The organism is Streptomyces sp. NPDC059224 (assembly GCF_042754285.1).
Classification (GTDB): Bacteria; Actinomycetota; Actinomycetes; order Streptomycetales; family Streptomycetaceae; genus Streptomyces.
The window spans coordinates 1-14,547 of record NZ_JBHZAN010000053.1 but is presented as its reverse complement, the minus strand read 5'-3'; the positions used below and the strand labels follow the sequence as shown (position 1 = coordinate 14,547).

The following is a 14,547-nucleotide window of genomic DNA, read 5'->3' as shown; positions in this document are numbered from 1 at the left end:
CGTCACAGCGACGCTATGACCCGGTCCGCCAGGATGTACACGTTCTCCTCGCCGCACGCGAACGTCAGCGTGTAGGCGCCGGAGACCCCGGACCCGCCCAGCAGGTACGGCGTCTCGCCCGCGTTCAGCGCAGCGGCCAGCCGTTCCGCCGTCTCCCGGTGCCCCGGCGTCATGCACAGCGTGGTGCCGTCGGCGAAGACGTAGACGTCCAGCGTGCCCAGCGGCCCCGGGCGCACGTCGGAGAGCTCGACCTGCAACTCGGCCAGCTGCTCGAGCGTCGCCACCGTGCGCTCGTGGTCGTTCACCACCGGCGACTGCACGGGCACGAAGTCCGGGTGGGACGGGTGCCGGCGGCGCGCCGCGGCCAGCTCCGGCGACTCGGTGCCGGCGCCCCCGGCGAAGTCGTCGGTCTCCGTCGCCTGCTCGGCGACCGGCTCCAGGCCCACGAAGTCGCTGTGCCGGGGCAGGAACGGCTCACCGTCCGCCAGGCCCAGCAGCGACGGCGTGTCGGAGGCGTCCCGCGCCTCCTGCGCGGCCCAGAAGGCCCGCGCCTCGGCCAGCTCGCGCTCCCGCTCCTCGGCCAGTGCCGCGGCGACGGCGGCCCGTATCTGCTCGGCGTCCGCATGACTGCGGGCGGCCGGCAGCAGCGCGCGCATCGCGGCGGCCTGGTTCTGAGCAAGCTGGGTGTGCAGCTCGGCGACCTGACGGCGCAGCTTCAGCACGGTGCGCAGGACAGCGACGCCCACGGCGCCCGTGGCGGCCGTGGTGAGCAGCAAGGCGATCGGCATGGCGCTCACTGACGTACTCCCGGTTCAAAGTCGACCCCCGACTTCCTACATCAGCTTGAAGGGTGGACTATCAACCTGTCAGTGCGTAACGTCACGAAATGGACAGGACTTTGACTGGCGCATCTGCCCCGACGGCCACACTGACCTGCGGCGATATATCCGCAGAGGGAGATAGGTCACATCCTGGGGGAGATTGGATCACAAATCGGCCCGGCGTTCGGGGCTTTCTCGAACACCGGGCCGTGGCGTCACGTTGGGTCCCGTGACGGTTACTCAGGGGCTCAGCTGAGGCGCTCGATGACCATGGCCATGCCCTGGCCGCCGCCGACGCACATCGTCTCCAGACCGAACTGCTTGTCGTGGAACTGGAGGGAGTTGATGAGCGTGCCGGTGATGCGGGCGCCGGTCATGCCGAAGGGGTGGCCGACGGCGATGGCGCCGCCGTTCACGTTCAGCTTCTCCAGCGGGATGTCCAGGTCGCGGTAGGAGGGGATCACCTGGGCGGCGAACGCCTCGTTGATCTCGAACAGGTCGATGTCGTCGACGGTCAGGCCGGCGCGGCCGAGGGCCTGCTTGGAGGCCTCCACCGGGCCGAGGCCCATGATCTCGGGGGAGAGGCCGGTGACGCCGGTCGACACGATCCGGGCGAGCGGGGTGAGGCCGAGCTCGCGGGCCTTGGTGTCGGACATGATGATCACGGCGGCCGCGCCGTCGTTCAGCGGGCAGCAGTTGCCGGCCGTGACCAGGCCGTCGGGGCGGAAGACCGGCTTCAGACCGGAAACGCCCTCCATGGTGACGCCGGCACGCGGGCCGTCGTCCTTGCTCACGACCGTGCCGTCGGGCAGGGTCACCGGGGTGATCTCGCGCTCCCAGAAGCCGTTCTTGATGGCTTCCTCGGCGAGGTTCTGGGAACGGACGCCGAACTCGTCCATGTCCTGGCGGGTGACGCCCTTGACGCGGGCCAGGTTCTCGGCGGTCTGGCCCATCGCGATGTACGGGTCGGGGACCAGGCCGTCCTCGCGCGGGTCGTGCCAGGTGGAGCCGGTGGACGCGGCGGTGGCGGCGGTACGGGCCTGCGCCTCGGCGAAGACCGGGTTGGTGGTGTCCGGGAGGCCGTCGGAGCTGCCCTTGACGAACCGGGAGACCGTCTCGACGCCGGCCGAGATGAACACGTCGCCCTCGCCGGCCTTGATGGCGTGCAGCGCCATGCGGCTGGTCTGGAGGGACGAGGAGCAGTACCGGGTGATCGTGCAGCCGGGGAGGTGGTCCATGCCCATCTGCACGGCGACGACCCGGCCGAGGTTGTAACCCTGCTCGCCGCCGGGGAGGCCGCAGCCGAGCATCAGGTCGTCGATGTCCTTCGGGTCCAGCTCGGGGACCTTGGCGAGGGCGGCCTGAATGATCGTGGCGGTGAGGTCGTCCGGGCGCAGGTCCTTCAGGGAGCCCTTGACGGCACGGCCGATCGGGGAACGGGCGGTCGAGACGATGACGGCTTCTGGCATCTCACGGCTCCAGTGGCGTGCGAAGACTGACAGGGCTGCTTGGGAAGTTACCCGTACGTATGTGGTTGGGCACCGGTGGCGCGGTGTGACACTGGCCGCACTTTCTAAGCGCTTGCTTGGTGGGGTCGGTGCGGTGCCCGTCGGGTGCGGGACCGTCGTGGCTGGTCGTACGGTTCCCCGCGCCCCTCACGGGGGCGCTGCCGGTACCCGGCATTCCCCGGCCCGGCCCGCCGTGCCCTACTCGGACGTGCCCGCCCTCGACCTCGCCTCCTCGGAGGCCGGGCCGGCGGGGAGGGCGGGCGGCTCCACGTGCCGGCGCCGGCGGCGCTTCAGCAGGGCCCACGGTCCCCGCGGCCCCGTCGGCATCGCCGCCGTGACCTCCGTGCCGGCCTCGGCCGCCGCCTCCGCCGCCGCACGGGCGACCGGGAGGAAACCCTCGCGGCGGGTGGCGTCGGGGCGCTCCTCTTCCGCCGGCCACAGGCCGAGGGCCGCGCAGACCGTGGGGAGCACCGCCATCGCCGCCGTGGCGTACCCCTCCGCCGAGGGGTGGTAGTTGTCGGGGCCGAAGAGCTCGCGGGGGTTGGCCGCGAACTCGGGGCCCAGCAGGTCGCCCAGCGACACCGTGCGGCCGCCCTGCTCCACCGTGCCGATCGTCTGCGCCGCCGCCAGCTGGCGCGACGCCCGCCGGGCCAGCCAGCGCAGCGGCTGCCGTACCGGCTCGATCGTGCCGAGGTCGGGACAGGTGCCGACCACCACCTCCGCGCCCGCCGTGCGCAGCCGGCGAACCGCGGCCGAGAGGTGACGCACCGAGCGGGTCGGCGGCATGCGGCGGGTGACGTCGTTCGCGCCGATCATGATCACGCAGACGTCGGGGACCGGCGAGGCCGAGCCGAGGACCAGCGCCACCTGGCGGTCCAGGTCGTCGGACTGGGCGCCGGGCAGGGCCACGTTGGTGAGCTCGACCGGGCGTTCGGCCACCGCCGCGAGGCCCGACGAGAGCAGCGCGCCCGGGGTCTGCGCGGCCCGGTGCACACCCTGCCCCGCCGCCGTGGAGTCGCCGAGCATCGTCAGGCGCAGCGGAGGTTCACCGGTGCCGTACGCGTCGCCGTAGCGGCCGTCCGCCACCGGTACCCGGCCGCCGCTGTTGCCGTTGCCCACCGCCGTCCTGGCCATCCGCACCTCGGCCAGCACCAGACCCACCGCGGCCGCGCCGACCAGCCCGACCCCGCCGCCGCCGTACGCCGCCCCGGCCGCGATCCGCCGGGCCACCCGCGCCCTCGACATGTTCGTCATGCGCCGCCGCCACCTCCTCGTTGCCGCTCATCCACTCCTTGCCCCGTACAGGCCGTGCGTCAATCTCAACGGGGAGTGAACCTCCGGATCGGGTCGCGGGAAAGGCCCTAGGCTGGCGACACCACCAGGACCACCCCTTTTGCAAGCAACCGGAGACAACGGTGCGATTTCACGACTCGATGATCAGCCTCGTCGGCAACACCCCGCTGCTGAGGCTCAACAGTGTCACCCAGGGCATCCAGGCCACCGTGCTCGCCAAGGTCGAGTACTTCAACCCGGGCGGTTCCGTGAAGGACCGCATCGCCCTGCGGATGATCGAGGCCGCCGAGAAGAGCGGGGAGCTTCGGCCCGGGGGCACCATCGTCGAGCCGACCAGCGGAAACACCGGAGTCGGGCTGGCGATCGTGGCCCAGCAGAAGGGGTACAAGTGCATCTTCGTGTGCCCCGACAAGGTCAGCACCGACAAGATCAACGTGCTGCGGGCGTACGGCGCCGAGGTCGTCGTCTGCCCCACCGCCGTCGACCCGGAGCACCCGGACTCGTACTACAACGTCTCCGACCGGCTCGTCCGCGAGACCCCGGGCGCCTGGAAGCCTGACCAGTACTCCAACCCGAACAACCCCCTCTCGCACTATCACTCGACCGGCCCCGAGCTGTGGGAGCAGACGGAGGGGAAGATCACCCATTTCGTGGCGGGCGTGGGCACCGGCGGCACCATCTCCGGGACCGGCCGCTACCTGAAGGACGCCAGCGACGGCCGGGTGCAGGTCGTCGGCGCCGACCCGGAGGGCTCCGTGTACTCCGGCGGGTCCGGCCGGCCGTACCTGGTCGAGGGCGTCGGTGAGGACTTCTGGCCCACCGCCTACGACCGGACCGTGGCCGACGAGATCGTCGCGGTGTCCGACAAGGACTCCTTCCAGATGACCCGGCGGCTGGCCAAGGAGGAGGGGCTGCTGGTCGGCGGCTCCTGCGGAATGGCGGTCGTGGCCGCGCTGCGGGTGGCCGAGCGGCTGGGCCCGGACGACGTCGTCGTCGTCCTGCTGCCGGACAGCGGCCGCGGCTACCTGAGCAAGATCTTCAACGACGAGTGGATGGCCGACTACGGCTTCCTGGAGGACGAGGGCCCCAGTGCCCGCGTCGCCGACGTGCTCAGCGACAAGGCCGGCGGCTCCATCCCCTCCCTCGTCCACATGCACCCGGAGGAGACCGTCGGGGAGGCCATCGAGGTGCTGCGCGAGTACGGCGTCTCGCAGATGCCGGTCGTCAAGCCGGGCGCCGGGCACCCGGACGTGATGGCCGCCGAGGTCGTCGGCTCGGTCGTCGAACGCGAGCTGCTCGACGCGCTGTTCAGCAAGCGCGCCTCCCTGGAGGACCCGCTGGAGAAGCACATGTGCGCGCCGCTGCCGCAGGTCGGCTCCGGCGAGCCGGTCGGCGACCTGATGTCGGTGCTGGGCGCGGCCGACGCGGCGATCGTCCTCGTCGAGGGCAAGCCCAAGGGCGTGGTCAGCCGTCAGGACCTGCTGGCGTTTCTCGCCAAGGGCGGCAAGCACTGACGAACGTCCGGTGAACCGGCCGTGACGCCGGGGAACTTGCCGTTTCGCGTCCGAGCGGTGGACTTCGCGGAAGTGGTACGAGCGTGTCACGTCCACGCAGCACACGCTTAACACGGGTCCGGCACATTGGTGGATGTCGGCAGGGCGGGAGCGGCTCCCCGCCTCGGCCGACACCGAACGTCCAAGGACCTCCGGAGCGGCTCCCGGACCTCCATGGACGCCTGGACGTGCCAGCCCGGCCCTGACCCGGCTCGCGTCCCTCGCGGGGACCGCCGTCGTCCCGCCCCCCGGTAACGGGGGTGCGGCGGTCCCCGCGCATTACTCTTCCCGGCTCTTCCCGGTGCGCCGCTTCTCCCGGCCCGTTCAGCCGGTCGTCGCCCAGCTCCCCAGCAGCGAAAGCCGCTCAGCCGTCCCCGAGCCCGGTTCCGGGGTGTACGCCACGATCGTCTGGTCCGGGTTCGTCGGGACCGTGAGGGTCTCGTAGGGGAGGGTGAGCAGGCCCGCCACCGGGTGCTGGATGCGCTTCACGCCGTACGCGCACTCCTTGACCTCGTGGTCCGCCCACAGGCGGCGGAAGTCCGCGCTCTTCATGGACAGTTCGCCGACCAGCGCGGCCATACGGGCATCGTCGGGGTGGCGCCCCGCGTCGATCCGCAGGTTGGCCACGGTCTGGGCCGCGACGGCCGCCCAGTCTGGATAGAAACCCACGGCCGCCGGGTCGAGGAACACCTGGCGCGGCACGTTGCGTTCGGCCGGGGCCAGCGTGCTGAAGCCGTTCACCGCGTCGCCGAGCGCGTTCCAGGCGAGCACGTCCATGCGGCGGCCCAGCACGAACGCGGGCGTGAGCCCCATGCCGTCCAGCAGCAGCTGCACACCGGGGCGGACCCGCGGGGCGGCCGGACGGCCGGCGGCCGTGCGGCGGGGGCGGGCCACCGTCATCAGACAGGCGTGCTCGGTCTCGTCCAGGCGCAGCACCCGGGCGATCGCGTCCAGCACCGCGTCCGACACTCCCCCGGACTTCGTCCGGGAGGGACCCCCGGGCCCGCGCCCCTGTTCCAGCCGGATGCAGTAGTCGACGCTCACACCCGCCAGCTGCGCCACTTCCTCCCGGCGCAGGCCCGGCACCCGGCGCCTGCCGTGGGTGGGCAGCCCCACCTCCTCGGGCCGGATCCGGGCGCGGCGCGAGCGCAGGAAGTCTCCGAGTTCCCCGTCCATGGGATCGATCGTAGGGGAGTGGTGTTCTTCCATCCTGGTTCTGCCAGACCCAGGAAAAGCTCATCCCTGGGTAGGCCGCGCGGACCCGGCGAGGGTGGAGACACGCCACCGGGACCGGCCCGGTGCCTGCACCGGGGAGTACCTCATGTCGTACGACAACCTGTCGGGCCGTACCGCCGTCGTCACCGGGGCCGCCAGCGGCATCGGGGCGGCCGTCGCCCTGCGCCTGGCCGCGCGGGGCGCCCGGGTGGCGCTGCTGGCCCGGCGCGCGGACCGGCTGGAGACGGTCGTGGAGAAGATCCGGGCGGGCGGCGGGCAGGCCCTCGCCGTGGTCGCCGACGTCACCGACGACGCATCGGTGCGGGCCGCCGCGGACGCCGTGCACGAGGCCTTCGCAACCGTCGACCTCGTCGTGAACAACGCCGGCGTCATGCTGCCCCATCCGGTCGACGACGGCCGGCTCGACGAGTGGCAGCGCATGATCGACACCAACGTGACCGGAGTGCTGCGGGTACTGCGGGCCTTCACCGGGGACCTGGTGGCGGCGGCCGCCGAGGGCCGTACCGCGGACCTCGTCAACGTGTCGTCGATCGGCGCCCACGTCGTCTTCCCCACCTACGCGGTGTACGGCGCCACCAAGGCCGCCGTCACCCAGCTCTCCCAGGTGCTGCGCGCCGAGTTCGGGCCGCGCGACGTGCGGGTCACCAACGTGGAGCCCGGGCTGACGGAGACCGAACTGGCCGACCACATCGACTCGGACGAACTGCGCGAGCAGATCGACGGCATGCTGGGCACGACCGGCCGGCTGGCCGCCGAGGACGTCGCCGACCTGGTCGGCTACGTGACGAGCCGGCCCCGGCACGTCAACCTGCGTCAGGTGGTCGTGCTGCCGACCCGTCAGGTGTGAGCGCAGCGCCGGGTCCGGCCGGTCACATCCCGTCCCGGCCGCCCCGGCCGCCCCGGCCGAACATGCCGGGGTTCAGGCGGACGGCCTGGGCCACGTTGATGCCGACGATGCCCACCCAGGCGGCCACCAGTCCCGGCAGGTGCGCGATGCCGCCGCCGATCGCCGACAGCGGGATCGCCAGCACCAGTGACACGATCCCGAAGCCGAACCGCTCGCCCCAGGAGTCGCTGCCCTTGGCGCCGCGCGAACCCCGGGCCTGCTGCATCTGCTGCTCGGCCAGGGTCCTGCGCAGCCGGCGCTCGACCGCGCCGTCGATGCGCTGGTCGATCTTCTCCAGGAAGGAGTCGGCCAGCTCCGACTCGTACTCGGGCCCCAGATCCCTGCGGGCGTGCAGGGTGGCGGCGAGTTCCTTCTTCAGGTCGGTGTCATGCGCGTCCGTCATGGAGCCCACGGTAGGGAGCCGGGGTGCCCGGCGCACTGGGGTAAGCCCCCGCAATTCTCCGGGGGCCCGCCCTCAGGGCAGCAGCGTCACCAGCCCGCTGTCCAGGTCGAACCGTGCCGCCACCACCGAGGCCCCCGCGAAGGCGGGGTCCGCCCGGATCGCGTCCCGCACCCACGCGGTGTGCGCCCGCATGGTGTGCTCGGCCCAGTCGCCGGGCAGCGACCTGGTGCGGCGGGCGGCCGGGGTGATCTCCTCGACGAGGAGTTCCAGGTGGCCGGGGACGGCCGCGCCGGAGCGCAGCTGGCCGAGGGTGGCCGCGACGGCCCCGCAGCGTTCGTGGCCGAGCACCACGACCAGCGGGACGCGCAGTTCCTCCACGCCGTACTGGATGGAACCGAGCACGGCCTCGTCCAGCACCTGCCCGGCCGTCCTTATGCAGAGCAGGTCGCCGAGCCCCTGGTCGAAGACCAGCTCGGGGACGACCCGGGAGTCGATGCAGCCGAGGACGACGGCGAACGGGTGCTGTCCGCCGGCCAGCAGCCGGCGGTGGCCGACGATGTCGCGCGGTCGGTGCGGCCGGCCGGCCGCGTACCGCCGGTTGCCGGCGAGGAGTTCGTCCAGCGCGGCGCCGGCGGTGGCCGGTCCCGGGGAGTGCGGCCGGCCGGTGCCGGACGCCGCCGGGGCGGGGGCGACGGCCAGTGCGCCGGCCGCGGTGACGGTTGCGGTGGCGGTCAGGAAGGCCCTGCGGTTCGAGGCCATGACGCTTCCTCAGAGTTCACAGAGATCAGGTGCGGTGCTGTTGACGCCTCCTCACCGTAAGCACACGTGTGGTCACTCCGCGTGCCTGTTTGCGGACATTTGGCGCTTCCGTCATCGGCTCATCGATCATGCGATACGGCTTCGTGATCAGGTCAGCCCGTGCTGCTCGGCGTACGCGTCCGCCACGTCCTCGGGGTCCTTCTTGTCGTTGTCCACCTGGCTGTTGAGCTCGGTGAGCTGCTCGGTGGTGAGGAGGTTGCCGAGCCGGGCGAGGGCTTTGCGGACCGTGGAGTCGGCCTTGCGGTCGGCGATCAGCGGGACGATGTGCTGGCTGGGGATCAGGTTCTTCGGGTCGGTGAGCACCACCCAGTCGTTGGCCGTGATGTCGGTGTCGGTGGTGAACAGGTTCGCCACGTCCACGTCACCCTTCTTCAGGGCGCCCTTGACCAGCGGCCCGTCCGAGTCCAGCGACTTGAACTCCTTGAACTGGACGCCGTACACGTCCTGCAGGCCGATGGCGCCCACCCGGCGCTTCTTCACCTCGGGGGCCGCGCCGATGACCAGCCTGCCGTTCTGTCTGGCCAGGTCGGCCAGCGAGGCCAGGCCGTACTTCTGGGCGGTCGCCCGGGTGACGACGAAGCAGTCGGAGTCGGCGGCCTGCCCGTAGGGAAGGACCTGGAGGCCGCTGGGCAGGGCGATCGCCAGTGCGTTCTGCATGGTGCCCGGGTCCGCCGAGGTGTCCTTGGGGGCCAGGTAGTTGAGGAGGGCGCCCTGGTACTCGGGCAGCAGGTCGATGTCGCCGGCCTTGAGCGCGGGGATCACGATCTCCCGGGTGCCGAGGTTGGGGCGGACCTTCACCTTCACACCGGCGGCCTTGAGGGCGGCCGCGTAGAGGTAGCCGAGCACCTGGTTCTCGGTGAAGTTGGCGGTGCCGATGGTGATCCCGTCCCTGCTGGAGCCGCCGCCGGCGGCCGGGCCGCTGCCCTCGTTCAGGGAGGTGATGCCGCTGGAGCAGGCGGAGAGGGCGGGCACGGAGGCCGCCGCGAGGAGGCCGCCGAGGAGTGTACGTCGGTTCATCTGGGGTCCCTAGCGGTGCGGATGGGGGTCCCCCCGCGCGAGTCTTTTCGAGCGTGGGGGAGGAAGAGGAGGCGCTGGAGGCTGCTGAGCAGCAGGTCCAGGACGATGGCGACGGCCGCGACCAGCACCGCGCCGCCGAGCACCTGGACGAGGTCGCGCTGGGCGAGTCCGTCGAAGACGTAGCGGCCGAGGCCGCCGAAGGAGACGTAGGCGGCGACGGTCGCGGTGGCCACCACCTGGATGAGCGCGAGGCGCAGGCCCGTCATGACCAGGGGCAGTGCCAGCGGCAGCTCGACCTGGAAGAGGACCTGGTGGCCGCGCATGCCCTGGCCGCGGGCGGCGTCGCGGACGTCCGGGTCGACGGCCGTCATCCCGGCGTAGGTGTTGGTGACGATCGCCGGTACGGCGAGGGCGACCAGCGCCACGTACACCGGCAGCATCGACAGGCCGCCGGCCAGGAAGACCAGGACGACCAGGCCGACGGTGGGCAGGGCGCGGCCGAAGGACGCCAGGTTGATGGCGACGAACGCGCCCTTGCCGGTGTGCCCGATCAGCAGGCCGATCGGCAGGCCGATCGCGGCGGCGATCAGGGTCGCGAGCAGTGAGTACTGGAGGTGCTCGGCGAGCCGGTGGCCGATGCCGTCCGGGCCGGCCCACTGGGAGCCGCTGGTCAGCCAGGTGCCGAGGTTCTTGAACAGCTCGTACATCTCAGGCTCGCCTCCTGCGCCACGGGGTGAGGACGTACTGGAGGGCCACCAGCAGGGCGTCGGCGACCACCGCGAGCAGGATCGTGAGCACCACGCCCGCGATCACCGGGGTCGGGAAGTCGCGCTGGAAGCCGTCGGTGAAGAGCTGGCCGAGGCCGCCGTCGCCGATGTAGGTGGCGACGCTCACCAGCGAGATGGACATGACGGTGGCGATCCGGACGCCCGCCATGATCACGGGGAGGGCCAGCGGGAACTCGACCGTGAGGAGGGTGCGCAGCGGGCGGGTGCCCATCGCCCTGGCCGCCTCCTTGGTCTTCGCGGGCACCGAGTCCAGCCCCTCGACCGTGTTCCGCAACAGCACGACCAGCGTGTAGACGGTCAGGCCGACGACCGTGGTGGTGCGGGTCAGGCCGCTGACCGGCAGCAGCAGGACGAAGATCGCGATCGAGGGGATCGTGAAGAGCACGTTCGACAGGCCGAGCAGGAAGCCGCGCAGCGGGCGGACCCGGTGGGCGAGGACCGCGAGCGGGAGCGAGATCAGCAGGCCGAGGAGGACCGCCGTCATCGCCGCCTGGAGATGGGAGAACGTGAGGCTGGTGAGGTCGTCGGTGTGGTCGCCTATCCACGACCAGTCGATGGTCATGCCGCCACCGCCCGGGCCGCGGTGTGCGCCTGGCCGGCGCGGGTGTGGATGTCGTCGCGGGACGAGACGCCGGTGAGGACGCCGTCCGCGTCGACCCGGGCTATCAGGCCGGTGGGGGAGGCGAGGGACTCGTCGAGCGCGGCCAGCAGGGAGTCACCGTCCTTGAGGGGCCGCAGCGGGAGTTCGGCGTCCTTGGAGCGCCAGCGCAGGGGCCTGCCCGCCGGGTCGAGTGCCAGGGTCCACTCGCCCTGGGGTGCCGGGCCCTGCGGGACGTCGGCGAGGGTCTGGAGGGACAGCAGCTTCAGTCCCCTCTCCGCGCCCAGGAAGTCGGCCACGAAGTCGTCGGCCGGGCGTGCCAGCAGTTCGGCGGGCGGGGCGCACTGGACCAGATGGCCGCCGGTGCGGAAGACGGCGATCCGGTCGCCGAGCCGGACCGCCTCGTCGATGTCGTGCGTGACGAAGACGATGGTCTTGCTCAACTCCTTCTGGAGCCGGAGCAGTTCGTCCTGGAGCTGGGCGCGGACCACCGGGTCGACCGCGCCGAACGGCTCGTCCATCAGCAGCACCGGCGGGTTGGCGGCGAGCGCGCGGGCCACGCCGACGCGCTGCTGCTGGCCGCCGGAGAGCTGGTGCGGGTACCGCTTGCCGGAGTCGGCGGCCAGGCCGACGGTCTCCAGGAGTTCGGCGGCGCGGGCGCGGGCCTTCTTCCGGTTCCAGCCGAGCAGCAGCGGGACGGTGGCGATGTTGTCGAGCACCGTGCGGTGCGGGAAGAGGCCGGCCTGCTGGATCACGTACCCGATGGAGCGGCGCAGTTCGGCCGCGTCCTGTTCGAGGACGTCCTTGCCGCCGACCCTGATGGTGCCGGAGGTCGGGTCGACCATCCGGTTGATCATCCGCAGGGTGGTGGTCTTGCCGCAGCCGGAGGAACCGACCAGGACGGTCACCCCGCCCTCCGGCATCTCCAGGGAGAGATCATTGACTGCTGTCGTGCCGTTGGGGAAGCGCTTGTGGACCGCGTCGAACTGGATCATGAGATGTCCCTTGCCCGGCTGTATAACGTCATGCAGAGTTCTTCGTAGGTGAATAGCTTGTCAACGGTCTGGCGTTAATCCGGGGTAACGGATGACCGCAAAGCAAGACCAGCTGTCCGCGTTGAGGGGAGTTTGGGCGTGTTGTCGTCTCGTATCGTGGACGCGGCCGGAGTGACACCTTCCGACCTGGTGATCCTCGACGGCATCGGAATGGGCGTCGAGGATGTCGTACGGCTGGCCGACGGCGCCGCCCGGCCGGTCCCCGGCACGGACGGGATGCGGCGCGCGGAGGAGTCCTGGGACGCCGCCCGCCAGATCGCCGCCACCGGCCGCGTCTACGGCCGTTCGACCGGCGTCGGCGCCAACCGGAACGAGGACGTGCCCACCGAGGCCGCCGCAGGCCACGGACTGCGGCTGCTGCGCAGCCACGCCGGCGCGATCGGCGAGGAACTGCCCGCCCGTCAGGTGCGCGCGATGCTCGCGGTACGGGCCAACCAGCTGCTGGCGGGCGGCGCGGGCCTCCGGCCCACCGTCGTCAGCGCCCTGTGCGAGGCGCTGGAGGCGGGGGCGTATCCGGTCGTCAACGAGTTCGGCTCGGTCGGGACCGGGGACATCGCCGCGCTGGCCCAGGTGGGACTGGCGCTGGCCGGGGAACACCCCTGGCGGGGCGAGAAGGCCCCGGATCCCCAGCCCCTCGACAACAACGACGCCCTCGCCCTGATCAGCAGCAACGCCCTCACCCTCGGCCAGTCGGCGCTCGCCCTGCACGAACTGCGCGGACTGATCGAGGCCACCCAGGTGGTGGCGGCCCTGTCGCTGCTCGCGGTCGACGGCTCCCACGAGGCGTACGCGGCGCCCGTGCACGCGGCCCGCCCGCACCGGGGCACCGTCGAGGTCGCCCGCCGGATGCGGGAGCTGATCGGCGCCGCCGACCGGCCCACCCCGCCGCTGGGCCGGATCCAGGACCCGTACGGCTTCCGCTGCCTGCCCCAGATCCACGGCCCCGCCCACGACGCCGCGGACGCCCTGGAGCAGGTCCTCGCCGTCGAGATCAACGCGGCCGCCGAGAACCCCCTCATCTCACCCGCGGACCTGGCGGCCTACCACCACGGCGGCTTCTACCAGGCCCAACTCGCTCTCGCCCTGGACCACTTCCGGCTCGCCGTCACCCAGGTCGCGCGCCTGTCCACCTCCCGGCTCTCCTCCCTCAACGAACCCGCCTTCACCCGCCTGCGCCCCTTCCTCGCCGACCAGGAGCCCGCCTCCTCCGGCGTGATGATCCTGGAGTACGCCGCCGGCGCCGCCCTCGGCGATCTGCGCGCCTTCTCCGCGCCCGCCTCGCTCGGGCACGCTGTACTCTCCCGAGGCGTCGAGGAGCAGGCCAGTTTCGCCTCGCTCGCCGCCCGTCAAACGCTGCGCGCCTGCCGTGCGTACCGTCTGGTGGTCGGCTGCGAACTCGTCGCCGGCGTACGGGCGCTGCGCCAGCGCGAGCTCCGGCCCGAACCCGGGCTGGGGGTGGGGCTGGCACTGGAGCTCGCCGAGGCGGTGCTCGAGGCGGACCCGGCCGACCGGCCGCTCACGGACGACGTCACGGCGGCGGCCGGACTGCTCGACCGGTTCACGGACATCTGGAGGGGGAGCACGTCATGAACGTGACCGACAGCCCTGCGACACGGTTGCAGGCGCTCTTCGAGGGGCACCGGCTCACGCCGACCCAGCGGCGCATCGCGCACAGCATGGTGCGGCGCGCCGCCGACGTGCCCTTCCTGTCCAGCGTGGAGCTGGCCGACCTGGCCGGGGTCAGCCAGCCGTCCGTGACCCGGTTCGCGGTCGCCCTGGGCTTCGACGGCTACCCGGCGCTGCGCAAGCACCTGCGCGAGGTGGTGCCCGCCGAACAGTCGGCCGGCAACGCGTCGTACAACGAGTACCAGCAGGCCGTCGAGGCCGAGATCGAGAACCTGCGGCACCTCGCCGAGGTACTCGCCGACCCGCGCCCGGTGCAGCAGGCCGGCCGGGTGCTGGCCGCGTCCCGGCCGCTGCCGGTGCTCGGGCTGCGCGCCGCCGCGTCGCAGGCGTACGGCTTCGCCTACTTCGCCGCCAAGGTGCACCCGGACGTCCGGCTGCTCGACGAGGGCGGCACGATGATCCACGACCGCATCGACGCGGCCCTGCGGGCGGGTGCGACGGCCCTGCTCTGTTTCGCGCTGCCCCGGCATCCGCGCGAGGTCGTGGACACCCTGGGCTATGCCAAGGCGGCCGGGCTGACCGTGGTGACCGTCGCCGACTCCGCCTTCGCGCCCGTGGCCAAGGTCTCCGACCTGCTGCTGCCGGCCGCCGTCGGCACCGGGCTCGCCTTCGACACGGCGTGCGCGCCGATGCTGCTGGGCCGGGTGCTCCTGGAGGCGATGGCCGACGACCTGCCGGACGCGCAGGCCCGCCTGGAGGAGTTCGACGCGCGGGCGGCGGCCCGGGGACTGTTCGTCGAATAGCCGGCCAGGCCGGACGGGCGGCCCACCGGAGGACCGGCTTTAAGACCAATACCAGTGACTTAAGGCTGCTTCCTGGTAGGGTGCGTGGTGGGGAGGTGCTGGGATGCCACGGCCGGGGCAGGTCAAGCCGGAGACGGATGA

At 72.2% G+C, this 14,547-nt stretch carries 14 protein-coding genes; 4 read left to right on the top strand and 10 right to left on the bottom strand.

Going from position 1 to position 14,547, the window contains the following annotated elements; all coding sequences use genetic code 11:
* Positions 1–2 precede the first annotated feature (2 nt).
* The 3 genes from ACFXI4_RS39525 to ACFXI4_RS39515 all read right to left on the bottom strand — a co-directional run bounded on the left by ACFXI4_RS39525 (position 3) and on the right by ACFXI4_RS39515 (position 3,583).
* Positions 3–797, bottom strand: a complete 795-nt coding sequence (locus ACFXI4_RS39525; protein ID WP_385000969.1) for a hypothetical protein — start codon at positions 795–797, stop codon at positions 3–5.
* 272 nt (positions 798–1,069) lie between these two features.
* Complete coding sequence (locus ACFXI4_RS39520) at positions 1,070–2,290, bottom strand: acetyl-CoA C-acetyltransferase (protein WP_385000967.1); 1,221 nt, start codon at positions 2,288–2,290, stop codon at positions 1,070–1,072.
* Between the two features lie 237 nt (positions 2,291–2,527).
* Positions 2,528–3,583 (bottom strand): SGNH/GDSL hydrolase family protein, encoded by a 1,056-nt coding sequence (locus ACFXI4_RS39515; protein WP_385000964.1) that lies wholly within the window; start codon positions 3,581–3,583, stop codon positions 2,528–2,530.
* A 161-nt stretch (positions 3,584–3,744) separates the two neighbouring features.
* On the opposite strand from ACFXI4_RS39515, the gene ACFXI4_RS39510 reads away from it, so the two are divergent.
* A complete protein-coding gene (locus tag ACFXI4_RS39510) occupies positions 3,745–5,136 on the top strand; it encodes a cystathionine beta-synthase (RefSeq protein ID WP_362728114.1) in 1,392 nt (463 codons plus the stop codon).
* Positions 5,137–5,499: 363 nt separating this feature from the next.
* Here the strand turns inward: ACFXI4_RS39510 and ACFXI4_RS39505 are convergent, their stop codons facing one another.
* The gene (locus ACFXI4_RS39505; RefSeq protein WP_385000961.1) at positions 5,500–6,351 is read right to left on the bottom strand and encodes a helix-turn-helix transcriptional regulator; all 852 of its coding nucleotides are present in this window, start codon (positions 6,349–6,351) and stop codon (positions 5,500–5,502) included.
* Between the two features lie 145 nt (positions 6,352–6,496).
* On the opposite strand from ACFXI4_RS39505, the gene ACFXI4_RS39500 reads away from it, so the two are divergent.
* Positions 6,497–7,258, top strand: a complete 762-nt coding sequence (locus tag ACFXI4_RS39500; protein ID WP_385000958.1) for an SDR family oxidoreductase — start codon at positions 6,497–6,499, stop codon at positions 7,256–7,258.
* 22 nt (positions 7,259–7,280) lie between these two features.
* Here the strand turns inward: ACFXI4_RS39500 and ACFXI4_RS39495 are convergent, their stop codons facing one another.
* The 6 genes from ACFXI4_RS39495 to ACFXI4_RS39470 form a co-directional block, all read right to left on the bottom strand.
* On the bottom strand, positions 7,281–7,700 hold the full coding sequence (locus ACFXI4_RS39495; RefSeq protein ID WP_385000955.1) for a hypothetical protein: 420 nt from the start codon (positions 7,698–7,700) through the stop codon (positions 7,281–7,283).
* A 72-nt stretch (positions 7,701–7,772) separates the two neighbouring features.
* Complete coding sequence (locus ACFXI4_RS39490) at positions 7,773–8,459, bottom strand: carbonic anhydrase (protein WP_385000952.1); 687 nt, start codon at positions 8,457–8,459, stop codon at positions 7,773–7,775.
* 147 nt (positions 8,460–8,606) lie between these two features.
* A complete protein-coding gene (locus ACFXI4_RS39485; RefSeq protein WP_385000949.1) occupies positions 8,607–9,536 on the bottom strand; it encodes an ABC transporter substrate-binding protein in 930 nt (309 codons plus the stop codon).
* Complete coding sequence (locus ACFXI4_RS39480) at positions 9,533–10,243, bottom strand: ABC transporter permease (protein ID WP_385000946.1); 711 nt, start codon at positions 10,241–10,243, stop codon at positions 9,533–9,535. Before ACFXI4_RS39480 ends, ACFXI4_RS39485 begins: the two co-directional genes overlap by 4 nt.
* Position 10,244: 1 nt before the next feature.
* The gene (locus ACFXI4_RS39475) at positions 10,245–10,886 is read right to left on the bottom strand and encodes an ABC transporter permease (protein WP_385000943.1); all 642 of its coding nucleotides are present in this window, start codon (positions 10,884–10,886) and stop codon (positions 10,245–10,247) included.
* Complete coding sequence (locus ACFXI4_RS39470) at positions 10,883–11,917, bottom strand: ABC transporter ATP-binding protein (protein WP_385000940.1); 1,035 nt, start codon at positions 11,915–11,917, stop codon at positions 10,883–10,885. Before ACFXI4_RS39470 ends, ACFXI4_RS39475 begins: the two co-directional genes overlap by 4 nt.
* A gap of 141 nt (positions 11,918–12,058) precedes the next feature.
* Here ACFXI4_RS39470 and ACFXI4_RS39465 point away from each other — a divergent pair, with 141 nt between their 5' ends.
* Together ACFXI4_RS39465 and ACFXI4_RS39460 are read left to right on the top strand one after the other, a co-directional pair.
* Complete coding sequence (locus tag ACFXI4_RS39465; RefSeq protein ID WP_385001037.1) at positions 12,059–13,567, top strand: aromatic amino acid ammonia-lyase; 1,509 nt, start codon at positions 12,059–12,061, stop codon at positions 13,565–13,567.
* Entirely contained in the window at positions 13,564–14,406 is an 843-nt protein-coding gene (locus ACFXI4_RS39460) for a MurR/RpiR family transcriptional regulator (protein ID WP_385000937.1), read from the top strand. Before ACFXI4_RS39465 ends, ACFXI4_RS39460 begins: the two co-directional genes overlap by 4 nt.
* Positions 14,407–14,547 lie beyond the last annotated feature (141 nt).